15 protein-coding genes are annotated in these 22,801 nt (G+C 71.8%); 12 read left to right on the top strand and 3 right to left on the bottom strand.

What is annotated here, in order from left to right; translation table 11 throughout:
- The first annotated feature begins 200 nt into the window (after positions 1-200).
- Positions 201-1,130 (top strand): hypothetical protein, encoded by a 930-nt coding sequence (locus tag ACTWQE_RS07950; RefSeq protein WP_443328104.1) that lies wholly within the window; start codon positions 201-203, stop codon positions 1,128-1,130.
- Positions 1,131-1,520: 390 nt separating this feature from the next.
- Here ACTWQE_RS07950 and ACTWQE_RS07955 read toward each other — a convergent pair whose 3' ends face one another.
- Positions 1,521-3,719: a cell division protein PerM gene (locus ACTWQE_RS07955; protein WP_443328105.1), complete on the bottom strand. Its 2,199-nt coding sequence runs from the start codon at positions 3,717-3,719 to the stop codon at positions 1,521-1,523.
- A 145-nt stretch (positions 3,720-3,864) separates the two neighbouring features.
- On the opposite strand from ACTWQE_RS07955, the gene ACTWQE_RS07960 reads away from it, so the two are divergent.
- A complete protein-coding gene (locus ACTWQE_RS07960; protein ID WP_443328106.1) occupies positions 3,865-5,106 on the top strand; it encodes a hypothetical protein in 1,242 nt (413 codons plus the stop codon).
- A 396-nt stretch (positions 5,107-5,502) separates the two neighbouring features.
- Here ACTWQE_RS07960 and sucD read toward each other — a convergent pair whose 3' ends face one another.
- Positions 5,503-6,387 carry a succinate--CoA ligase subunit alpha gene (sucD, locus tag ACTWQE_RS07965; RefSeq protein WP_443328107.1) on the bottom strand — a complete coding sequence of 295 codons (885 nt, stop codon included), beginning with the start codon at positions 6,385-6,387 and terminating at the stop codon, positions 5,503-5,505.
- 44 nt (positions 6,388-6,431) lie between these two features.
- A complete protein-coding gene (gene sucC / locus ACTWQE_RS07970; RefSeq protein WP_443328108.1) occupies positions 6,432-7,604 on the bottom strand; it encodes an ADP-forming succinate--CoA ligase subunit beta in 1,173 nt (390 codons plus the stop codon).
- Between the two features lie 667 nt (positions 7,605-8,271).
- Between sucC and ACTWQE_RS07975 the strand changes: the two genes are divergently transcribed.
- The 10 genes from ACTWQE_RS07975 to ACTWQE_RS08020 are packed head-to-tail and all read left to right on the top strand — an operon-like array spanning position 8,272 to position 22,800.
- Positions 8,272-10,119, top strand: a complete 1,848-nt coding sequence (locus tag ACTWQE_RS07975) for a phage tail sheath family protein (RefSeq protein ID WP_443328109.1) — start codon at positions 8,272-8,274, stop codon at positions 10,117-10,119.
- 8 nt (positions 10,120-10,127) lie between these two features.
- A complete protein-coding gene (locus tag ACTWQE_RS07980; RefSeq protein WP_443328110.1) occupies positions 10,128-10,652 on the top strand; it encodes a phage tail protein in 525 nt (174 codons plus the stop codon).
- A gap of 23 nt (positions 10,653-10,675) precedes the next feature.
- Positions 10,676-11,419 carry a T4 family baseplate hub assembly chaperone gene (locus tag ACTWQE_RS07985; RefSeq protein ID WP_443328111.1) on the top strand — a complete coding sequence of 248 codons (744 nt, stop codon included), beginning with the start codon at positions 10,676-10,678 and terminating at the stop codon, positions 11,417-11,419.
- On the top strand, positions 11,412-12,119 hold the full coding sequence (locus tag ACTWQE_RS07990; RefSeq protein WP_443328112.1) for a hypothetical protein: 708 nt from the start codon (positions 11,412-11,414) through the stop codon (positions 12,117-12,119). Before ACTWQE_RS07985 ends, ACTWQE_RS07990 begins: the two co-directional genes overlap by 8 nt.
- The gene (locus tag ACTWQE_RS07995; RefSeq protein WP_443328113.1) at positions 12,116-12,787 is read left to right on the top strand and encodes a DUF4255 domain-containing protein; all 672 of its coding nucleotides are present in this window, start codon (positions 12,116-12,118) and stop codon (positions 12,785-12,787) included. The genes ACTWQE_RS07990 and ACTWQE_RS07995 overlap by 4 nt, the downstream gene beginning before the upstream one ends.
- 51 nt (positions 12,788-12,838) lie before the next feature.
- Positions 12,839-15,013, top strand: coding sequence for an ATP-binding protein (locus tag ACTWQE_RS08000; RefSeq protein ID WP_443328114.1), 2,175 nt, complete (start codon positions 12,839-12,841; stop codon positions 15,011-15,013).
- Complete coding sequence (locus ACTWQE_RS08005) at positions 15,004-15,339, top strand: hypothetical protein (RefSeq protein WP_443328115.1); 336 nt, start codon at positions 15,004-15,006, stop codon at positions 15,337-15,339. The genes ACTWQE_RS08000 and ACTWQE_RS08005 overlap by 10 nt, the downstream gene beginning before the upstream one ends.
- Positions 15,336-21,704 (top strand): eCIS core domain-containing protein, encoded by a 6,369-nt coding sequence (locus ACTWQE_RS08010; protein ID WP_443328116.1) that lies wholly within the window; start codon positions 15,336-15,338, stop codon positions 21,702-21,704. Before ACTWQE_RS08005 ends, ACTWQE_RS08010 begins: the two co-directional genes overlap by 4 nt.
- Entirely contained in the window at positions 21,701-22,141 is a 441-nt protein-coding gene (locus ACTWQE_RS08015; protein WP_443328117.1) for a hypothetical protein, read from the top strand. The genes ACTWQE_RS08010 and ACTWQE_RS08015 overlap by 4 nt, the downstream gene beginning before the upstream one ends.
- Positions 22,138-22,800 carry a hypothetical protein gene (locus tag ACTWQE_RS08020; RefSeq protein ID WP_443328118.1) on the top strand — a complete coding sequence of 221 codons (663 nt, stop codon included), beginning with the start codon at positions 22,138-22,140 and terminating at the stop codon, positions 22,798-22,800. Before ACTWQE_RS08015 ends, ACTWQE_RS08020 begins: the two co-directional genes overlap by 4 nt.
- Position 22,801 lies beyond the last annotated feature (1 nt).

Raw genomic sequence — 22,801 nt, forward strand, 5'->3', positions numbered from 1 at the left:
ACGAAGGGAATCCTGGAATACGGAAGACCCTACGAAGCCCTCGACCGTCAGCAACGATACCGGCACACCGAGCGGCCCCCACGGGACGGGGGCTCGTGCGGGAGGTAGCGTCTGAGTGACGGAACCGCCCCACCCCGTGCCCGGCCGGACGGCCCGGGACCACGGGGAGGGCGACGACACAAGGGGAAGACACACTCCAGATGCCGGACCGACGCCGCCGCGCGGCTCTCCGACTCCCGCTGCCCACCGCACCGTCCTCGGACCCCGCGGGGCTGCCGTGGACGCCTGCGCCGGAACCCCTGCTGCGCGAGCGCCGGCCGTCGGCGTCCCCGTCCCCGTCCCCGGAGGGAGAGGACAACCCCTTCGCCCCGCCGCCGGAGGGGCGGCCCGACCAGCCCTGGCGGCCCCGAGGCCCCCAGGGCGGCGACGACGGCGGGCGCGACGGGGACGAGGGCGGCGACGGGAGCGACAGCGGCGGGCAGGACGACGACAGCCGCCGCCGACAGCCGCACTGGGGCAGCGAGTGGAGCAGCCGCCAGCCCGGCCGGCACAGCGGCGGCTTCGGTACGCGCCCGGGCTCCGAGGAGCAGCAGAACGGCCCGGGCGGCCAGAAGGGACAGAACGGCCCGGGCGGGCCCGGCGGCCCCGGCGGCCCCGGAGGTCTGCGCTGGGACCCGACCGACCCGCTCCAGCGCCGGGCCCGGTACGCGTTGCTCGCGGGCATGTGGGCCTTCTTCTTCGCGCTGTTCAGCCTGCCGGAGATCGCGCTGCTGCTGGGAGCGCTGGCGATGTACTGGGGCATCAGCTCCCTCCGCGCAAAGCCCGTGCACACGAAGGCGGGAGCGGCGGGCGCCGAGGTCGTCCGGGGCGCGACCGCGGAACCGGGCACGGGTGGCACGGCCCCCGGCACCGGTCCGGCGGCGAACTCCAGGCCGCAGACGACGGCGGCGGTCAGCGGCCTGGTCACGGGCGGCATCGCACTGGCGATCGTGGCGGCGACGTTCTCGTTCCAGATCGTCTACCGCGACTACTACGCGTGCGTGAACGACGCCCTGACGCAGCCCTCGCGCCAGTCGTGCGAGAACCTGCTCCCGGAGCAGCTGCGGCCGCTGCTGAGCACCCGGAACTGATACGCGTCCCTCCACGGGCGGGGCCTGCTCAGCTGCGCGGTGACCGTGCCGACCGTCACGGCCCCGCCGGTGCCCGGGTGCTCCGCCCGGAGCCCCGGACCACACGGGCGTCACCGAGCGGGCCCGCCGGTCCACGCGGCTGCCTTCCCGCCAGAGGCCCGTCCGCCGTGGAGCCGGGACGCACGTTGCCACCCGGCTCCGCCTGGGGAGTGGGCGGTCCGGGGCCGACCCGGCTGCCCGGCCGAGCGGCGGTGCGGCGTCAGGCGTAGGCACCGCGCACGGCGTCCTCGAAGGCCATGGGCCGACGCCGGGGGCCCTCAACTCCCGCGCCGGCGACAGCCGCCTGACGCGCCGAGGCCGTTTTTCCGGCAGACCCGGCCGAGCGGGGAGCTACGCGTCCGGAAGCGGAGGGTCGTCCCCGTCGGCGGGCGGTACGGCGTCAGGCACGGCGCCACGCGAGGCGTCCTCGGGCAGGGGAACGACGCCGGGGATCTCGTCCCCGTTCCCCTCCGAGGCTGCGCCCGCCTTGCGTGCCGAACACAGGCGGGCCCACAAGGAGCGGACGCGCGGCACCCTCGGACGGCGCCTCCGCCCGGCCGTCCCGCCCTCGCCCGTTCCCCCACCGCCCCCGGTGTCCGTCGCGGCGCGGACGGGCGAGGCGGACGTCTGCGCCTGCGGCGGCAGGTGTGGCCGGGACGGCAGATCGTCGGCGCCGAGCCGTCTGCGCGGTACGAAGCGCCAGGCCTGCAGGGGACCCGCCCCGCCGCCCGGCAGCTGCGGCCCGTCCGCCGTCGGCCCGGTCCTGGGCAGCGGCAGCCACGATCCCCGTACGCCGTACCGCCCGTCCGCCGGATTCCCCTCCTCCGCCGGAGACTTCCGGCTCCGCGGCAGGAATGGGCCTCTCCCCCGCTCCTTCCGTGGCGAGCCGTCACCGTCCGCTGCGGGACGCGGCACGGCACGGGCGCCACGGAGCCGACCGCCCATCCAGCCGCCGCTCCGGTCACCGTGCCGGTCACGCTGCGCGGGCGGCACCGCCAGGACGGCCGGGGCGGACTCCCGCTCGTCCGCCCGCTGCTGCTCGCGCAGCCACCACCAGCGCAGGAGCAACGCTGTCGGCGTACCCACCAGCAGCGTCCAGCACAGCGTCGCACCGCCCGTCAGCCACCAGCTGGGGCCGAAGTCGGACAGCCCGTTCGACCCCAGCGAACCGCCCGACAACCCGGCGAGCAGCACCATCGCCACCGTGCAGCCGACGCTCGCCAGGGCGCTCGTCAGCGCGGTCTCGCGCAGGCTCCGTACCTCTCGGACCTTCCGCGACTCCTCTTGAACCTTCCGCGAGTCCTCCGACGGCTGCGCCTCGCCCGCCGCGGCCCCGGTCGTCGGCCCCGTGGCTCGCGTGGCGCCGCCACCGCTCGTCGGCCCCGCAGCTCGCGCGCCGCCGCCACCGCTCCTCGGCTCCGCGGCCCCCGCGGCCTCAGCACCGCGGGCCGTCCCCGGAAGCCGTGCGGCCGCGGCACCCGGCCTCGGCACCGCCGCCCGTGCCGTGAACCAGCCCGACCCCACCCCGGCCAGGACGGGTACCACCCCGGCCGCCCAGGTCAACGGAGAGCCCGGCCCCTGCTCCGGCAGCGCTGCGAACAGCGGAAAGGCAGGCAGCGACGGATAGGCCGACGCGCCCAGCAGACCCGCCGAGCTGCCGGCGCCGAGGGTGAATCCCGGCCCGAGCCCGTACGCGGCCCCCCAGACGACGGCGTTCGGCACCAGCGCCAGTGACAGCAGCAGGAACGCGCACCGTCCCGACCAGGCCTCGGGGAGCTCGAGCCACGACTGCTGCCCCGCGAACCCGTGCCGTACGAGGGACACCATGACCAACAGGGCCCCGCCCCCGAGCAGCACGGTGGTACTGGCGGCCGCGCTCCGGAGCGCGGTGTCGAGCCGGGGGCGCGTGAGGACCGCCCATACGCCCCTGGGAACACGGTCCAGGGCCTGCTGGAGGGGCAGGGGGACGGCCGGCCGGCCGTTCGCCGTCCATACCCCGTACGCCAGGACCCCCGTGGCGACGACCGGCAGATGCAGCAGGGCGCTGAGGAGCCCGGGTCGCAGGGGTCCACCGGCTGTGTAGGTCACGGCAGCCAGGCCGACCGAGAGATAGCCCGCGCTCAACCACCCGATCGTGGGACCCACCAACGGCGGGTCGCCACCCTGCCGGCCGTACCGCGCGAGCCCTTCCTCCCGCGACTCGACCGCGTACCGGGCCGTCCGGTACAGCAGCCACGCGGGCAGCGCGCACAGCAGCAGCGGCACGAGCCCCAGCGGCGCGGGGACACCGGTCAAGGTCTCGGTCCGGACGAGTTCGGCGCCGTGCGCGAGCAGCCACAGGGCGGCGGCGACGTGCAGGGCCCCGCCCGGGCCGCTGTCGGGATAGGGCGCGGCGATCCAGAGCAGGAGTACGGCGACGGTCATCGCGCCGAGCCCCAGCGCGGCCGCCACCACGCCGCCGAGCATCGCTGCTCCGGCGACCGGGGCGCGCCAGGCGTCCGTCTGGACACGCGACGACAACGGCGTGCTGTGATCGGTCAATTGAGTCACGCGGACATGCTGCCAACAACACACCATTCGTCCCGGCAAGGGCGAATGACCGTCGTGTCGCTCAATATACGGGTATGCACCTTTTTGCACCGCGTGCCCGTACGTGTCCGGGCCCTCCGTCCGACCCGTATCCGGAGAGGTCGGCATGACGCGGGGAAGACACAGCCGGAGACGGCGTGACCGCTGGACGGCGCAGCCGCACCACCAGCGCGCGAACGCGGGCCCCGACGCATCGCATGACGGTCCGTCAGTGGTGGGCCGGCCGGAGGGGGGCGAGCGCCCCGCCGCTTCCTTGCAGGCGCGCACCGGGGCCCGGCGCGACCACGGTACGACGGACGGCGATCCCGGTGGCCCTGGCCCCTTCCGGGCCCATGAGGACGCGGCCACCGCCGCGGTACGGACCGCGCCCGGCGGCGTGGAGAGTTCGCCGGCCCAGGCGGCCCGGGCCAGGCCCTGGAACGGCGGTCCGGCGCGGGGCCGGGCCGGTGTCACCCGCTCACAGCCGGAAGCGAAGCCTCCGCACCCTGCGCTCTCCGCGTACGGCGAGCCGGCCCAGGCCTTCGACGCACTCTGCACCGCGCACGCCGTGGATCTTCTGCGGCAGACGACGCTGCTGACCGGACAGTCCCGGCCGGCCCGCCGAGCCGTGGAGCGGGCCTTCCACCAGGCCTGGCAGCGCTGGCCCGAGGTCGCTGCCGACCGGAACCCCGCGGGGTGGGTGCGCGCGGCGGCGTACGAGCACGCGCTCTCCCCCTGGCCCCGGCTACGGCTCCGCCGAGGGGCATCCGACGCTGTGGCTCCCGGGCCGGACGGCGCGCTGTTCACCGCGTTGCTCGCCCTCACCCGTACCTACCGCCGTGCGCTTCTGCTCCACGACGGCGTCGGCATCGGGCTCCCCGAGACGGCAGCGGAGATCGAGGCGACCACGACCGCCACCGCGCGCAGGCTGGCCCATGCCCGGGAGGCGGTCGCCGCGATGCTGCCCGAACTGCGCGACACGGCGCCCGCGCGGCAGAGGGAGGTCCTGCACCGGATGCTCGGCGAGCTGGGCGCCGCGCAGCCCGTACAGCCCCTGTCCGGCCGTTCGGTACGGATCGGCAGCGAACGCCGTTCGCGCTGCTGGACGCTGTGCGGACTCGGGCTCACCGCGCTGTTCGCGACAACGGTGGCGTTCATCTCGGTCACCTCACCCGCCCCGTACATCCGGCCGGAGACGTCCGACGAGCCCGCCATCACGACGCCGTCGCGGCCCGCCGGGAAACCCGCCGGAGGGGCGCCCGCGGATCGGTCCGGCAGCCGTCGGGAGCCCGGGGACGGGGGCGGGTGGACGGAAGCGGGCACGGACGACAAGCCACGGGGAGCCAGGCCGGTGGCGGAGTCCCGCTGACCGACCGCCCCGAGTCAGCCACCGGCCACCCGCCATCCTTGCCGGGAGTGCACGCTCGGACGGGGCACAGCCCTCGGGCCCGAGGCACCGGCACAACCCACGGCGAACCGGCGCCACCTCGAACTCCGCCGCCGGGCAGGAGACCGGGCTCCGCCATCGAGCAACGCCTCCGGCGGGGCACCGCACTGCCGCAGGGAGAGCTGGGGCACCGCGTCGCCGGGCGAAGCGTCGCACCGTGCCGCACCCAGGGTCGGGACATCGACTCGCCCCGATCAAGCGCCGCAGCACCCACACCGACGCCCTGGAACCGGCCGCACCGGCATGCCGAAAGGGTGTGGCCCCGTACGTCTCCGTACGGGGCCACACCCTTCGGCGCAGGTGCCGGACCGGTCGAGGTCAGCCCGCGAGCGCGGCGCGCGCGAGGCGAGCCGTCTCGGACGGGGTCTTGCCGACCTTCACGCCCGCGGCCTCGAGGGCCTCCTTCTTCGCCTGGGCGGTGCCGGACGAGCCGGACACGATCGCACCGGCGTGGCCCATGGTCTTGCCCTCGGGCGCGGTGAAGCCGGCCACGTAGCCGACGACCGGCTTGGTGACGTTGGCCTTGATGAAGTCCGCCGCCCGCTCCTCGGCGTCGCCGCCGATCTCGCCGATCATGACGATCAGGTCGGTGTCGGGGTCGGCCTCGAAGGCGGCCAGGGCGTCGATGTGGGTGGTGCCGATGATCGGGTCTCCGCCGATGCCCACGGCCGACGAGAAGCCGAGGTCACGCAGCTCGTACATCATCTGGTACGTGAGCGTGCCGGACTTCGACACCAGGCCGATACGGCCGGAGGTGGTGATGTCGGCCGGGATGATGCCGGCGTTCGACTGGCCCGGGGTGATGAGACCGGGGCAGTTGGGGCCAATGATCCGGGTCTTGTTGCCCTTGGCTCCGGCGTGCGCCCAGAACGCGGCGGTGTCGTGCACCGCGATGCCCTCGGTGATCACGACGGCGAGCCCGATCTCGGCGTCGATCGCCTCGATGACGGCGTCCTTGGCGAACTTCGGCGGCACGAAGATGACGGTGGTGTCGGCGCCGGTGGCCTCGATGGCCTCCTTGACCGAGCCGAACACCGGTACGTCGGCGCCATCGAAGTCAACGGTCGTACCCGCCTTGCGGGGGTTCACGCCGCCGACGATGTTGGTGCCCGAGGCGAGCATCCGGCGGGTGTGCTTCTGACCCTCTGAGCCGGTCATCCCCTGGACGATGACCTTGCTTTCCTTGGTGAGGAAAATAGCCATGGTGTTGTGGCCTGTTCCTTATGTCGTGTCGGAGATGCGCGGGGTTACAGCGCAGCCAGCTCAGCGGCACGGTCGGCCGCACCGTCCATGGTGTCCACCTGCTGCACGAGCGGGTGGTTCGCGTCGGTCAGGATCTGGCGACCCAGCTCCGCGTTGTTGCCGTCGAGGCGCACGACCAGCGGCTTGGTGACGTCCTCGCCCTTGGACTTGAGGAGGTCCAGAGCCTGGACGATGCCGTTGGCGACCGCGTCGCACGCCGTGATGCCACCGAAGACGTTGACGAACACGGACTTGACGTCCGGGTCGCCGAGAATGATCTCGAGGCCGTTGGCCATCACCTCGGCGGAGGCGCCGCCGCCGATGTCGAGGAAGTTGGCGGGCTTCACCTTGCCGTGGGCCTCGCCGGCGTACGCGACCACGTCGAGGGTGCTCATGACGAGACCCGCGCCGTTGCCGATGATGCCGACCTCGCCGTCGAGCTTGACGTAGTTGAGGCCCTTGGCCTTGGCCGCGGCCTCGAGCGGGTTGGCCGCGGCCTTGTCCTCGAGTTCGGCGTGGTGCGGCTGACGGAACTCGGCGTTCTCGTCGAGGGACACCTTGCCGTCCAGGGCGATGATCTTGCCCTCGCCGGACTTGATCAGCGGATTGACCTCGACGAGGAGGGCGTCCTCCTTGATGAAGACGACCCAGAGCTGCTGCAGGACCTCGGCGACCTGGTCCGCGATCTCGGCCGGGAACTTCGCCGCGGCGACGATCTCGGCGGCCTTCTCCGGTGTCACACCCTCGATGGCGTCGACCGGGATCTTGGCGAGCGCCTCGGGCTTCTCCTCAGCGACGACCTCGATCTCCACGCCACCCTCGACGGAGGCCATGGCGAGGAAGGTCCGGTTGGTGCGGTCCAGCAGGAAGGAGACGTAGTACTCCTCCGCGATGTCCGCGGTCTGGGCCAGCATCACCTTGTGGACCGTGTGGCCCTTGATGTCCATGCCCAGGATCTGGTTGGCCTTCTCCACGGCGTCAGCCGGGTCGGAGGCCAGCTTCACGCCGCCGGCCTTGCCGCGGCCGCCGGTCTTGACCTGCGCCTTGACGACGGCGCGGCCGCCGAGACGCTCAGTCGCCCCGCGCGCCGCCTCAGGCGTATCGATGACTTCACCGGCCAGCACCGGTACACCGTGCTTGGCGAAGAGGTCCCTCGCCTGGTACTCGAACAGGTCCACGCGCGTCCGTCCCTTTGCGTCTCAATACCGCTGTCGTGGTGATCGCGGTTCGTTGTCTGCGTGGGCGTGCCGCTACGGGCAGCGTGACGACGCGGTCACAACGGAGGCGCACACGATGGCCGGGTACGCGGCATGTCCGCCTCGCAGGTTATCCCCGTCGGACCGGCCTCCCTAAATCGCAGATCACATGCGAGCGGTGATTACAGTCACAGATGGCGACCGGCCGGTCCGCTTCGCGTGCCCTCCCGAAGCAAGGCCAAACGGTCATTTTTCGCCTTTCGGCCCTCAATCCCGCGTACAGCGGGCTGCACTCCTTCGACTTATTTCCACTCGGCGGCCTTGACGCCGATCATGACGCCTCCGACGGCAATACCGCCTTTCATCGGCACATCACCTCCGATCACGGCCATGACGATCTTATAAGAATGCCGTCCGGGAGATGACTGGATTGACTCCTTGACCCGCCATTGGGGCTGGATTCAGACTCCAAGAGGCACTCATGCATCAGGAGCAACAAGCGCTTGCGCTTGGCCCCGCGATACCGATTTCGCGGGGTGCCAACGACGGGGGAAAACGACGGTGAATGCGTCCGCGCACCGGTGTGGGCGTGTGATCTTTTCACTCCTCCCTCCTCTTCTTCTTGATGCACGAAGGGAATGGAGGGGGAATGCCGACGAACCCGGACTATCCCGGCGTCTACATCGAAGAACTTCCCAGCAGCGTCCGTACGATCACCTCGGTCACCACCTCGGTGACCGCTTTCGTGGGACACACCCGCCGCGGACCGGTGAACCAGCCGGTGACGGTCACCGGCTTCGCCGACTTCGAGCGACGGTTCGGCGGCCTCGCCTCGGAGAGCTCGGTCAGCTACGCGGTGCAGCAGTTCTTCCTCAACGGCGGATCGGTCGCGGTGATCGTCCGGGTGGCCGCGGCGGGGACCGGTGAACCGGCCGGCACGACGCTGACGTCCACCGAGACCCAGGCCGGGGTCCCCGTACTGGCCGTCACCGCCAAGGAGCCCGGCGCCTGGGGCGCGGGTCTGCGCATCACCGTGGACCATGACACCCCGTCGCCCTCGGACACGTTCAATCTCCAGGTGTTCGACACGGCGGGCGGCGTCCGGGAGACCCATCCCGGCCTGTCGATGCGCGAGGGGCACGCCCGCTTCGCCGAGACGGCCGTCAACTCCGCCTCGTCCGTGATCCGGGTGGAGGTGAAGGACGAGAGCCGGCCGGACCCGGTGGGGACCGTCTCCAAGCCCTTCGCCGCCGAACTCCCCGACCTCACCTCCGAGATCACCGTCAAGATCGGGGATGTGGAGCGCAGCTTCACCCTGTACGACCCCGACCAGGACGGAGAGCCCCCGGCCACCGTCACCCAGCTCGCGCTGCTGCTGGAGCGCAAGCTGCGCGCGCTGCCCGACGCGCCGGGCAAGCGGGCCTACGCCGGGACACGGGTGAAGGCCTTCGACCGGCGCCTCCAGGTGGTGGCCGGCTCCGACTCCCCGGACGACGTCGTCCGCTTCCTCGGCCAGGCCGCGAACGACCTGGGGCTCGAGGCGTCGGTCAACCCACCGGTCTTCGCCCTCACCGGCGGGCTGGACGGCGGGCCGCCCGGGCCGGCCGACCTCATCGGCAGCGAGGCCGCGAAGAGCGGCATCCAGGCGCTGCGCCAGGTCGAGGACGTCAATCTGCTGGCTCTGCCCGAGCTCTCCGCGTACGACAGCGTCGACGACATGGTGACCGTGCTCTCCTCGGCGGAAGCGCTCTGCCAGGAACGGCGGATCTTCCTGATCGTCGATTCGCCCGCGGCCTGGACGAGTCTCGATGCCGCACGGGCGGGCCTGTCGGCCTTCGACTCGGTCCGCAGCAGCCATGCGGCGCTGTACTTCCCGCACCTGGAGATGGTCGATCCGCTCACCGGCCGGCTCCGCGGCTTCCCGCCGTCCGGCGCCGTCGCCGGCGTGATGGCCCGTACCGACGGCGGGCGCGGTGTCTGGAAGGCCCCCGCCGGTACGGAGAGCCGGCTGTCCGGGGTGCGGGCGCTGACCGTACCGCTGACGGACCGGGAGAACGGCCTGGTCAACCCGCAGGGCGTCAACTGCCTGCGGACGTTCCCCGTCGTGGGGCCGGTGGTGTGGGGAGCGCGGACCCTGGAGGGCGCCGATGCGCTCACCTCCCAGTGGAAGTACGTGCCGGTGCGCCGGCTCGCGCTGTTCCTCGAGTCGAGCCTGTACCGCGGCCTCACCTGGGTCGTGTTCGAGCCCAATGACGAACGACTGTGGTCGCAGATCCGACTGAATGTGGGCGCTTTCCTTCACACTTTGTTCCTTCAGGGAGCGTTCCAGGGCACATCGCCGCGCGAGGCGTACTTCGTGAAGTGCGACAAGGAGACCACCACCCAGGACGACATCGCTCGCGGAGTGGTCAACGTCGTGGTCGGATTCGCGCCGGTCAAACCAGCGGAATTCGTGATCGTCAAGATCGAGCAGATGGCCGGCCAGTTCGAGATTTAGGGATCTTCATGCCCGAATTCGTCGTCAACGCGCAGCGATTCGATCCGTACAAGAACTTCAAATTCCTGGTGGTGTGGGACGGCCGTATCGTTGCGGGAATCAGCAAGATCAGTCCGTTGAAGCGCACCACGGAAGTGGTGAAACACCGCAACGGCGGAGATCCGAGCTCCCCGCGGAAGTCGCCGGGCCGTTCCGAGTTCGAGGCGGTCACGCTCGAGCGCGGCGTCACCCACGACCCCGAGTTCGACCGATGGGCGAACAAGGTCTGGCAGGTCGGCGCCGGCCGGGGCGCCGAGGTGTCCCTCGCCGACTTCCGCAAGGACATCGTGGTCCAGCTCCTCAACGAGGCCGGCCAGGTGGCGGTGGCCCACAAGCTGTACCGGGCCTGGCCGAGCGAGTACCAGACCCTGGGCGAGCTCGACGCCAATGCCAACGCGGTCGCGATCCAGAGCCTGAAGCTGGAGTGCGAGGGCTGGGAGCGGGACTACGAGGTCCCGGAGCCGGAAGAGCCCTCGTTCACCAACCCGGCCTGACCCCGGCCGACAGGGAGCGCGGAATGAGGGAGTCCCGCGCCGGGACGCCGACGGAGCTCCTGGCCACCTGGGAGGCGGGGCTGGCACAGCACGGGCCGGGCCGCGCGCTGCTGCTGCACCGTGCGGCCCGCCCGGCCGCCGGTACCGACGAGCTGCTCTCGGTGCCGGTGGGCGAGCGGGAGGCCGATCTGCTGCGCCTGCGCCGTTCGCTGTTCGGCGACCGCATGCAGGTGCTGATCGAGTGTGAAAGGTGCGGCGAGGCCATGGAGTTCGACCTCGACGCCGGGGAGCTGGCGCCGGCCCCGCAGGGCCGGCCCGGCCCTCTGCGGGTGGAGAGCGACGGCTGGGAGGTCGAGTTCCGGCTGCCCACCGTCGCCGATCTGGTGGCGGTCGGCGACGCCGCGGCGGCCGGTGGGGGCCGGGCGATGCTGCTCGACCGGTGCACGGTGTCGGCCGTACGGGCGGGCGACCCGGTTCCGGCCGGGCAGCTGCCCGCTCCGGTGCAGCAGCGGATGGCCGACGCGGTCGCCCGGGCGGATGCGGCCGCCGACGTGACGCTGGACGTCCGCTGCCCCGAGTGCGGGGAAGGCACCCGCGCCGAGCTGGACATCGCCTCCTACCTGTGGTCCGAACTGGACGCCTGGGCACGGGACCTCCTGCTCGACGTCCATCTGCTCGCCGGCGCCTACGGCTGGAGCGAGCCGGAGATCCTGGCGCTCAGCCCGCTGCGGCGCCGCTACTACCTGGAGCTCTGTGCCGATGGCTGACTTCTTCGACCGGCTGCTGGCCCGGCACGCCCCGGCCCCGCCCGCGGGCCCGGCCGGCGGTGTCGTCCGCCTCCGGCCCCGGCTGCCCGGGCCGTTCGAGCGGGCCGGGGCGGCGGCCGAGCCGCCGGAACTCGACGGGGCCGCGCCGGACGGGGCCGCCGCGCCCGAACGGGCGGCGGATGCCGTGACCTTCATCGAGCGGGCACGGGAGACCAGGACGGACCACCGTACGGTCGTCCGCACGGAAGCGGCCGAGCCGGGTCCTCCGCACCCGGCGCCCGCGCCGGCGGCCGGCGCACCGCTCCTGCGACCTCCGGCACGGATCGCTCCCGAACCGCGTCCGGCGCCCCGGACGCCCGGCCCCGGCCGCCCGGACGCGCCCGCCGCCGAGCCCGCCGCACCACTCCCCAGAAGCGCGGCGTCCGTGTCCACCCCCCCGGGCACGGGCGCCGCTCCCCCGGCGGCCGCACCGCCACGGCCCCGTCCCACCACCGCGGCCACGGCCCGTACGGCCGCGAGGGCGGCAGCGGGCCGACGGCAGCAGAAGCCCGCCGAGCGCGTCGTCCACGTCCAGATCGGCCGCCTGGAGGTCACCGCGACGGGCGGGCAGAGCCGGCCGCCGCGTCCGGAACGCCCCGGGCGGGCGCGCCCCGTGCTGGCCCTGGACGCCTATCTGTCGCGTGAGGAGAAGCGGTCATGAGCAATGCCCTCGCCATCGCGACGGTCACCCAGGCGCTGGCCCTCCAGATCGGGCAGAACCTGCGGCCCGAGATCGATCTGGCAGTGAACGTCGAGACCCGCAGGCCCCCGGCCGAGCCGCCGGCCGATCCCACGATCACGGTCTTCCTCTACCAGGTCACCCCGAACGCCGCCCTCCGCAACCAGGATCTGCCCACCCGCGCTCCGGACGGCACCCTGCTCAAGCGTCCGGCCGCCGCGCTGGACCTGCATTACCTGATCACGTGTTACGGCGACGAGATGGAGCTGGTCGGTCAGCGACTGCTCGGCTGTGTGGTCCGGGCCCTCCACGAAACGCCCGTGCTGTCGCGCGAACTGATCGAGGCGGCCGCGGCTCTGCCTCATCTGGCGGGCTCCGACCTCGCCTCCTCGGCGCAGCGGGTGCGCTTCACCCCCACCCAGATGGATGTCGACGAGACCTCCAAGCTCTGGGGGATGCTCCACCAGACCCCGTACGCCCTGTCCGTCGTCTATCAGGCGGCCCTCGTCCTCCTCGAGGGCACCGGCACCCCGGTCGAGGGCGAGCCGGTGCTCCACCGGACCGTACGGGCCCTGCCGGACCGGAACGTGCAGCTCGCGGCGAGCGGCCGGGACCCGGCGCGGGACGGGCCCGGCGGCCGGGCGAGCTGACGCGGTGCACCACGGAACGGCCGATGACGGATGCCAGGGAGGGAGGAAGCCATGGAGGCGCTCGGCGAGGCGGGAGGGGCGGGTACGGACGGCAGGGCGCTGGCCGCCGCCGTACGGTCCGTCCTCGCGCTGCTCGATGCGCACGCGGCGCGCGGACGGGACAGACCCTCCGACAGTCCCTCCGACAGACCGGCCGTCATCCGCGGCGGTGACGGCGGCGCGAGCGGGGAGCAGGGCGGCACGGGCAGCGCGGGCAGCGCGGGCAGCGCGGGCAGCGGCGCGGAGAGTACGGGCAGCGCGGGCGGCGGTGACGGCGGCGCGGGCCGGGAGCAGGGCGGGTCCCCGGGCGCGGGCTCCGGTGAACGCTCCGACCGGCCGGGCGCCTCCGACCCCACCGGTACGGGCCGCGACGCCACCGCACCGGACGGGGTCCCTTCCCTCGACGCGCTCGTCTCCTGCTTCGCGCTGAGTTCCTTCGAACGCGACATCCTTCTGCTGACCGCCGCCGCCGAAGTGGACCCCACCACCGCCGGCCGGTGCGCGGCCGCGAGCGGCGACCCGGCCCGCACCCACCCCACCTTCTCCCTCGCCCTCGCCGCACTGCCCGACCCGCACTGGAGCGCGCTCACCCCCCTCGGCCCGCTGCGGCGCTGGCGGCTCGTGGAGCTCGACGACGACACCCGGCTCACCGGCTCGCGGCTGCGGATCGACGAACGCATCCTGCACTTCCTCGCCGGAACTCCGTATCTGGACAGCCGGCTGCACGGACTGCTGCGCCGGGCCCCCGCCCCGCCGGACCTGCCGGACTCCTACGAGCGGGCCGCCGCCCAGGTCGCATCGGGGTGGACCGACGCCGGGCTCGACGAGCCGCCGCGGGTCGAACTCGTCGGAGGCGACCACCGCTCCCGCTCCGACATCGCCGCGGCCGCCGCCCGGCGCACCGGGCTCGCTCTGTACGCCATGGCCGCGGACGATGTGCCCACCGATCCCGCGGACCGGGACCGGCTCGCCCGGCTGTGGCAGCGCGAGGCCATCCTGCTGCCTGCCGCCCTGCTGCTGGAGGTCGCCGAGCCGGACCGCGAACAGGCCGCCGCCACCGACGCGTTCATCGGTGCCACCGCCGTACCCCTCGTCGTGGCCGGAGAGGAGCCGCGACCGGCGGCCCGGCCCCGGGGCGAGCGGGTCACGGTCCCCGAGCTCGGCCCCGAGGAACAACTACGGCTGTGGACGGCCGCCTTCGCGGATGTGCCGGAGGTCTCGGCGGGTGAGCTGCGGGAGTTGGCCGCGCAGTTCTCGCTCCCCCCGCATGTCATCCGGTCCGCCGCCGCGACCGTACGGCGCACCGCGGGTCCGGAGGGCGCCCCGGCCGCCTCGCGGCTCGCCTGGCGGGCGGGACTGACCGAGGCCCGTATGGGGCTGGACGAGCTGGGCCGCCGTGTCGAACCGGCCGCGGCCTGGGACGATCTGGTGCTGGCCGAACGGCAGCGCCGGATTCTGCGGGAGATCGTCGCGCATGTACGGCAGCGCGGCACCGTCTATCAGGAGTGGGGCTTCGCGTCGGTGCTGCGGCGCGGGCTCGGGGTGACCGCGCTGTTCGCGGGAGCGTCCGGTACCGGCAAGACACTCGCCGCGGAGGTGCTGGCGGCCGAACTGGGCCTGGATCTCTTCGTAATCGACCTCTCGCAGGTGGTCAGCAAGTACATCGGTGAGACCGAGAAGAATCTGCGCCGGGTCTTCGACGCCGCCGAGCGGGGCGGCGCGCTGCTGTTGTTCGACGAGGCCGACGCCCTGTTCGGCAAGCGCAGCGAGGTCAAGGACAGCCACGACCGGTACGCGAACCTCGAGGTCAGCTATCTGCTGATGCGGATGGAGGCGTACCGGGGTCTCGCGGTTCTCACCACCAATATGAAGAAGGCGCTGGACTCCGCCTTCATGCGGCGTATCCGGTTCGTCGTCGACTTCCCCTTCCCCGGGGTGCCCGAGCGCGCGGAGATCTGGCGCCGGGTGCTGCCGGAGCAGGCGCCGACGTCCGGCCTGGATGTCGAGCGGCTGGCCCAACTCACCGTCGCGGGCGGCGCGATCCGCAACATCGCCCTGTCCGGCGCCTTCCTCGCCGCGGAGGAGGGCTGCCCGCTGCAGATGCGGCATCTGCTCGCGGCGGCACGGTCGGAGTACCAGAAGCTGGAGCGCGCCCTGACCCCCTCGGAGGTCCACGGATGGGTCTGAACCAGAGCGGGACACACGAGCGGGGCGGCCGGGGCGGCCCGGACCGGGAGCGGACTGTACGGATCGAGATCGGCGAGCTGGTCCTCGACGGCTTCGGCCGGATCGACCAGCACCGGGTCTCGGCAGCCTTCCGGGCGGAGTTGGCGCGGCTGGTACGGGAGCGGGGTGTGCCGCTGGCCGCCGGCGGCGACCGTCGGCTGGACCTGCTCTCCGGTCTGCCGCCGCTCCCCGCCACCACCTCACCGCGCCGGCTCGGCGAGGCGCTCGCCCGTGCGGTGCACGCCGGTCTGGCCGGGCGCGGCGAGACGGGCCGGAGGCGGCGATGAGTACGACCCAGGTCCCGGACCGGTCCGGCCGGCCGGACCGCGAGAGCAAGCAGCGCAAGCGCAGGGCCCGGGCGCCCAAGGCCCGTACGCCCGAGCCCAAGGACATCGTCAGCGGGGCCGGGCAGCCGCTCGACCTGGGGGTCCGCCGCGAGTTGGAGGAGCGGCTCGGCCATGACTTCAGCCGGGTCCGGGTCCACACGGACCGCGACGCGGCCGCGCTGGCGCAACTGCTCGGCGCGGACGCCGTCACCGTCGGCGAGGACATCTTCTTCGCCGAGGGCACGTACCGCCCCGGGACCCGGGACGGGCAGCGGCTCCTCGCCCACGAACTGCTGCACACCGTCCAGGCCCCGGACGGGCTGGGGGCGCTGCGGGCCGGGCGTGATCCGGGTGCGGTGAGCCTGCCGCAGGACGCGGTCGAGCGGGAGGCGGAGCGGGGCGCGCGGGAGACGGGGCGGCCGGAGGCCATGGCGGGGCGGCCGGCGGAGGCGGTCCGCCGGGTCACGCCCGGCTGGCTGCGGTACGCCACCGTGGACGCCGACCGCCACCGTACGGAGCGGCTGGATCCGGCCACGCTCGTCGACCGGCTGGCCGCCGGGATTCTGCGCTCGCTGCGCGGGGACCCGACCGACGCCTCGGGGCGGGTGCGGCTCCAGGTTTCCCGGCTGTCTCCGGAGTTGCAGCGCACGGTGCTGACGCGGCTCGAGCGGCGGCTGCCGTCCGCCGACCACCAGCGGCTGCTGGAGCTGGTCGCGGAGAGCGAGGAACGGGGACCGGCGCCACGGGAGTACGGCCGGGCCCCGGGCCCCGTGGTCGACACGGTGGAGCAGGCCGAGAGCGAGCGCGGCCGTACGGAAGCCGTTGACGAGGGCGAGAAGGCCCGCGAGGAACAACTCGGCAAGGACGCGCAGAAGGAGAAGCAGCAGGACGCGGAGCAGCCGGAGGGGGAGGGGCCCGGTCAGGACGGCCCGGGAGCGGGTCAGGGCCAGGACCGGACACCCGGCCGGGCACCCGGAGAGGGCAGCAAGGAGCAGCAGAAAAAAGAACAGGCCGACGAGCGCGCCGAGCGTGCCGCGGACGAGAAGGCCGCCGACAAGGACGACGCCAAGGGGCGGGAAGCGGACCAGCCCGAGGGGGAGAAGAAGGAGCAGGAGGAGAAGGGGACAGGGGAGGACAAGAGGAAGGAGGACAAGGCCGGGGAAGCCGGAGCACCCAAGGCAGCCGGGGAACCCGGCGCGGACAGGCGCCGGCGCAAGGACGACGAGCGGAAGGCCGCCGACGGCTCCAAGCAGGAGGCGGTCGGCGCGAAGGCCGGGCAGCAACCGGGCCAGGTGCGTCCCGACCGCGTCGATCAGGCTGCCGAGGCCAAGGACAGCCCGCTCTCCCAGCACGGCCTGAACGAGAAGGACGAGGACGAGAGCGATCCGCGCGAGGAGGAGCAGCCGGCCGGCCTGGAGGCCGACGCGGACAAGGACGTCGAGAGCGGCGAGGGCGAGGAGCGCGAGGCGGATGAGAGGGCCGCCGATGCGACGTCGGCCCGTTCCGCCACTCGCCCCCGGGTTCCTTTCGGGCCGGTCTCCGACGAGATCGAACTCCCCGTTGACGGCTCACCGGAGTCGATCGCTGAGACCTTGGCGTTCACTGAGCCCGCGGCCGACACGCCCGAGCAGGAAGGCCAGGACGGCGAGAGCGAGCCGGGGCCGGAGGAGGAGAGCGAGGCCGACGACGAATCCTCCGCCCGGCCCGCTCCCGACCGGGAGGCCCCGGAGGGCGGACGGGCATCCGAGGCGGAACGGACGCCCGAGGCCGGAGAGGCACCCGAGGCCCGGCAGGTCGCCGAGGAGCCCGACAGCGGAAGGGAAGGGCCTCCTGCCGAGCAGCCGGTCGAGCAGGAGGTCGGCCCGGACCCGGAGACCACCGGGAAGGACTCCCCCGAGCCGGAGGCCGAGGAACAGCCGGACGCGGAGGCCCAGCAGGACAAGGCCGAGCCGAAGGCGAAGGAGGAACAGGACGAGAAGGACGAGGACGACAAGCCGGAGCCGCGGCCCACGGCGAAGGACGAGACCGCACCGAAAGCGACGGCCGCCGGCACTGCTCCCCCGGCCGTGCGGGCTCCGGCCGGTGCGCAGCCCGCCGTCACGCCGAGCGCGGACCGTACGCCTTCGCCCGCCCTGCGGCGCGTCCCGGAGCCCGTCAGGGGAAAGGGCCCCGGCCCCGACGCGCAGGCTGCGGGCCCGCCCCCCGCCGGACCCGTCGGCGGCTCGGAGCCGGTGGGCCCGGCCGCGGCTGCGGGCCCCGGGGCGGCCCCGAAGCCGGTGAGAGCCGCGGTGAGTCCGGCGGCCGAGCAGCAGACGGAGGCCCCGCCCGGTTCGCCTGCTGCCGCGAAGGCGGCGCCCGAGGCGTCCCTGGAGAAGGACGGCGGGGGTTGCGCGGGACCGCAGCAGTCCACCACCGAGGACAAGGCGGAGGGCGGCGGCTCTTGTGGTGGCGGCGGGAGTGGAGCCCCGGAGAAGGAAGAGAAGACCGAGCCCCCGGACGTATCCGGCCAGGACCCGAAGAGCGCCCTGGCGACGGTGAGCCGGCTGCCCCCGGACCAGGCGCGGGCCGCCCTGCCCGGAGTCGACGGCGCGGCCGAGAAGTCGGTCGGCGAGGCCCATGAGGCGCTGGAGGCCGGCCCCCCGGCCCGGGAACGCCCCTCGGGTGCGCCGCAGACGCTCTCCGGCCCGCCGGAGACGGAAGCTCCCGCCGACGCCGTGACGGAGAAGGTCGACAGGATCGGCCCGGATGGCAAGGGCGAGCAAGAGAAGGCCAAGGGCGATGACAAGGCCGACGGCAGGAAGCCGACGGAAACGGCCAAGCCACCCCCCGCGCCGGCGAGTCCGGACGGCAAGGTCAGCGCGGCCGACGTCCGGAACATGCAGGCGGCGGCCGACCGAATCCCGGAAACCGACCCCGAGTTGAACAAGACGGTGGGCCCCGCGCCCAAGGTCCGGCTGACCGGGGAGAGCGACCCGGAGCGTACGGACGAACAGGCCGAGAAGCTCAAGGAGACCCAAGGCAGGATCCAGGAAACGGGCCGCGAGGACGCGGCCAAGCCGATGGGCGAGGACGGGATCTTCCCCGACGTCCCGCAGGAAACGCTGAAGGGCAACGTCTCCGGTGGTGGCGGCGGGGGTGGGAAGGCTCAGGCGGGCGGTCCCGCGCCCCGGCCGGGCGTTGCCGTCGTCGCCCAGCAGGAGCGCGGCTCCGAGGTGCAGGCCGCGGCCGGGCAGGCCCAGGGGGAGATGACCTCCAAGGAGGCCGAGCACAAGCAGAGCGAGGCCGAGGCCAGGCAGCAGAAACAGGCGGAGATCGACCAGGAGGTCGCTGACAACGCCCAGGCGCAGGCGGGCGAGCGGGGTCAGGCGGCCGAGCAGGTCCGGGGCGAGCGGGAGAACTGGCAGGCCGAGCAGGACAAGGAGATCGAGAAGGCGGACGAGGACTCCGGCAAGGAGCACACCGCCAGGAACAAGGAGATCGACAAGAAGCGCACCGACACCGACCAGGAGGTCAGCGACCGCAAGGACGAGGACAACGGCAAGATCAGGGACGAGCGGGAGAAGGCCGAGAAGAAAGCCCACGAGAAGAAGGAGGAGGAGAAGAAGGACTCCGGCGGCTTCTTCGGCAAACTCGCGTCGGCGGTCGGCGACTTCTTCAAGGGCCTGCTCGAGGCCGTCACGGCGATCTTCGACCTCGCCCGCAAGGCGGTCAACGGTCTGATCGAGGGCTTCAAGAACTTCGCCAACAAGGTCATCGACGCGGCGCGGAACCTGGCCATCGACCTGATCAACAAGCTCGCGGACGCGCTGATCGCCATCGGCGATGTCCTGCTCGCGGCGTTCCCGGAATTACGGGACAGGTTCCGCAAGAAGATCGAGGAGTGGCGTGACAAGGCCATCGCGAAGGTCAACGAGTGGGCCGACAAGCTCAAGAACGCGGTCAACAAGCTGCTGGACGCGCTTGCTGCGGGGCTGAACAAGCTGCTGGACGTCCTCGAGGCCGGGCTCAAGGCCGCCATCGATGTCTTCCGCGCCGCGATCGTGGGCGCCCTCGAGTTCGCGGAGAAGGCCATCGCGGCGCTGGGCAAGTTCGCGGCCCTGGTCGCGGATATCGCACCGGATCCGGGCGGCTGGCTGGGCAAGCTCGGCAGCTCGGCGAAGGCGGGTGTCCAGGACCACCTGTGGAACGCGATCAAGCGGGGCGTCAAGCAGTGGTTCGACCAGAAGGTCGAGGGCATCCTGGGCCTGGGCAAGGCGGTCATCAACGCACTCGTGAAGGGCTGCGTCTCGATCAAGCAGATCGGGAAGATGGCGTGGGACGCTCTGGTGCAGTCCCTCCCCATGATGATCGTCTCGATCGTCATCGAGAAGGTCATCTCGATGATCGTGCCCGCGGCCGGAGCGATCCTGACGATCGTTCAGGGTCTGGTGGCCGCCTGGGGGACCATCAGCAGGATCATCGCGGCCTTCGGGAAGTTCTTCGCCTACCTGAAGGCGGTCAAGGCCGGTCCGGCCGCCTGTCTCTTCGCCGAAGCCGTGGCCGCCGGAGTGGTGGCGCTGCTCGACTTCATCACCAACTTCCTGATGATGCGGCTGAAGGCGGCGGCGAAGGGCGTCGGCAAGCGGCTGCAGATCATGGCCCAGAAGGTCATGAAGGGGCTGCAGAAGGCGGGGAAGGGGGCGCGGAAAGCGGCGGGCGGGGCGGTGAACCGGGCGCGGGGCGCGATCCGCAAGGCGCAGGCGGCCCTGGCCAAGCCGGTGGGTCCGGCGCGCCCGAGGGGTGCTGGTGTACCGCCGCGGGTGAAGGCTCCCGCGGCGCGAGGCCCCGGTAGTCGCGGCCGGGACCGCACCACGCCCATTCAGCGCCCTGCCCCCCAGCAGCGCGAGCCCGATGCCCGTGAGGCGCGTGGACCGCTTACTGGAACCTCCGCCCGCAGACCTGACGAACAGCGCGAGCGCGCCGGCGCCCGCACACCGGACGAACAGCACGGCCGTCGGCCACAGGAGAAACGGGACAGGCAACCGGATGCGCAGCGCCCGGACAAACAGACGGATCCGCGGCGCCCGGACAAACAACCGGACACCCCCGAGACCGCGCCTGCGCGGCGCACGCCGAAACCACCGCCGAAACGCCCACGCCCCCGACGCGTCACCCAAGCTTTGAAACGGGCGTCGAAGCAGACGAAGAAAACCGTCAAGAACGCCCTTACCAAGGTTCGCAACGCCGGAAGAACCCTTGGAAAGAAGCTCAGGAACAGCAAGGTCGGACGCGCTCTACGCAGGAGTGCCCAGAAGATCCGTAACAAGTTCCTGAAGAAGATGCAACGTCTTCGCGATCTCCGGAGACGGCTACAGCAGAAACGCGCCCAGCGACGCGATCGACGGAAAGCCCGCGAAGACCAGCGGGATGACCGCGCCGAGCAGGAGACCAAGCGACCGACCGTGAAAGCCAACTTCTCCATGGACGGAGAACGGCACCGCATCATCCTCAAGCCCGCGGGAGATGATGTCAGCGTCAGCATGGAATCCGAACTACTGCCGCTACAGAACAAGTACCAGACGGCCTACAACAATATCGAGTACATTAAGACATACCTGAGCACGATCGAGAACGAAGAGGTAAGAAGGCGATTCAAGGAGGAGCTCCTGGACGAGATCAGCGACTTTCAGGTCGACAGCGTGAGGGAGTACAAAACAGCATTCAAACGAGCATTCCCACGGCGCGTCACGGAACTCCGGCCACTCAAGAAACGTCAGGAAAAAACGGCGCGCCGACAGGTGAGCGCGCTTCTGGTCGAACTGCGCATGATGACAGGAAAGATCAGCAGGTGGGCGGCCAGGAACGGCGTCTCCGATTTCAGTGGCGGAGCCTTCAGCAAGGCCGTGACCCAGAAAGGGGAAAAGATCTGGAAGCGAGAATACCTTGACATCAAGAATACGATTGACGGCGTGGTCAACCGATTCAGCTACAAAACAAAGCCCCTCGAATATGTAGGCAGTCTGCGCAAGGGAACACGAGGCCCACACAAAGGCAGAACAGCCTTCAACGTCAGTGACTTCGACGTGGACCTCTTCGTCGTGCATCCGGAGGAATGGGCTCGAATTTATCCAAAAATGATCAAGCACAGGCCCGACCTGACGGACGACGCCAAGATCTTCCCTGCCCTGCCCTACATGAAGCAACTCGTCAGCCTGGGGCAGCGTGTGGGCAGAAGCCTGGCAGGAGCACTCCACGGAAGACTCAGGAGCGTTTCCGAACTCCTCAAGACGGAAATCGTGCTTCGGAAGGATCCGGCATACCCCGACAAGGAAGAGGGGGAAGAGTGACCGATTGCCACGTCTTCAGCTTCTCCATCCGAACCAAGACCACCATGCCGCTCGAACGCATGGCAAAGCAACTTGAGGAGATCTTGGGATGCCCCTTCAAGAAGGGCTACCACCGCAAGGAAACCGTGGCGTGGGAGGCCGATCTCCTGGGCATGCAGATCCATCTCTACGAGTGGCGGGGGGCAAAGAACAGCCGCATTTTTCGCCTCCACGGAACACCGGACAACATGAAGTATTCCGAAGCCTTGAAAGACGACGACATCGATTTCCTTGACCTTGACATCAGTCAAGGAATCATTGATCTGCTGAGAGGCAATGGCGGCGGCACATGGTACGTGCCTTCCGAAGCCGATGTTGCTGCGGAGCTCGACTACGGAGCCGCCGGTTCCGGGGGCAGCAACAGCTCCCGCAAGCGCGGGGGGACAGGCAGGCGATGACCCGATACGCAGACATCCCCAAACCCATCCGGTCCGGGCTGGTCATCGTGGACCCCCGGCGCGGCACCCCGCAGCGCATCATCGTGCTGCAGTTCAACCCCGACTCCCTCGAACGTTCGCTCGCGCCCCAGGCCGCCGGGGCCGAAGGGGCCGGAGACCGGACCGAGGCGCTGCGGCTCAAGGGGCCCGCCGTCGAGAGCTGGAAGTTCACCGCCGAGATCGACTCGACCGATCAGCTCGAGGTCGCCGCGCCCGACGGCATCCATCCGCACCTGGCCGCCCTGGAAATGCTCGTCCACCCGACGAGCGCCCAACTCCGGGCGGCGGAGGCACTCGCGGCCCGCGGGACCCTGGAGATCACCCCCATCGAGACTCCGTTGACCCTCTTCACCTGGGGCAACAAGCGCGTCATACCCGTGCGGCTCACCGAGCTGTCGATCGCCGAGTCCGCGTTCGACGTTCATCTCAACCCCCTGCGGGCCTCGCTCGGCATCGGATTACGCGTCCTGTCCGTCAGCGATCTGCCCGCCGGGCACCGCGGAGCGGAGCTCTATATGGCGCATCTCGTCCAGAAGGAGCGTCTCGCCGGGTCCCTGGCGAGCGGCCGGCCCGACGCCCTCGGACTCACCGGCGGCGGCAACGGAATCGGGGGGGTCTGAC

Source organism: Streptomyces sp. 8N706 (assembly GCF_052245415.1).
In the GTDB taxonomy this organism is placed as follows: domain Bacteria; phylum Actinomycetota; class Actinomycetes; order Streptomycetales; family Streptomycetaceae; genus Streptomyces.

Excerpts from the sequence above, each read along its gene's own strand:
- ACTWQE_RS07985 (WP_443328111.1), top strand. The coding sequence starts at position 10,676 with ATGAGGGAGTCCCGCGCCGGGACGCCGACGGAGCTCCTGGCCACCTGG.
- ACTWQE_RS08020 (WP_443328118.1), top strand. The coding sequence starts at position 22,138 with ATGACCCGATACGCAGACATCCCCAAACCCATCCGGTCCGGGCTGGTC.
- sucD (WP_443328107.1), bottom strand. The coding sequence starts at position 6,387 with ATGGCTATTTTCCTCACCAAGGAAAGCAAGGTCATCGTCCAGGGGATG.
- ACTWQE_RS07990 (WP_443328112.1), top strand. The coding sequence starts at position 11,412 with ATGGCTGACTTCTTCGACCGGCTGCTGGCCCGGCACGCCCCGGCCCCG.
- ACTWQE_RS07960 (WP_443328106.1), top strand. The coding sequence starts at position 3,865 with ATGACGCGGGGAAGACACAGCCGGAGACGGCGTGACCGCTGGACGGCG.
- ACTWQE_RS07975 (WP_443328109.1), top strand. The coding sequence starts at position 8,272 with ATGCCGACGAACCCGGACTATCCCGGCGTCTACATCGAAGAACTTCCC.
- ACTWQE_RS07980 (WP_443328110.1), top strand. The coding sequence starts at position 10,128 with ATGCCCGAATTCGTCGTCAACGCGCAGCGATTCGATCCGTACAAGAAC.
- ACTWQE_RS07995 (WP_443328113.1), top strand. The coding sequence starts at position 12,116 with ATGAGCAATGCCCTCGCCATCGCGACGGTCACCCAGGCGCTGGCCCTC.
- ACTWQE_RS08000 (WP_443328114.1), top strand. The coding sequence starts at position 12,839 with ATGGAGGCGCTCGGCGAGGCGGGAGGGGCGGGTACGGACGGCAGGGCG.
- ACTWQE_RS08010 (WP_443328116.1), top strand. The coding sequence starts at position 15,336 with ATGAGTACGACCCAGGTCCCGGACCGGTCCGGCCGGCCGGACCGCGAG.
- ACTWQE_RS07950 (WP_443328104.1), top strand. The coding sequence starts at position 201 with ATGCCGGACCGACGCCGCCGCGCGGCTCTCCGACTCCCGCTGCCCACC.
- ACTWQE_RS08005 (WP_443328115.1), top strand. The coding sequence starts at position 15,004 with ATGGGTCTGAACCAGAGCGGGACACACGAGCGGGGCGGCCGGGGCGGC.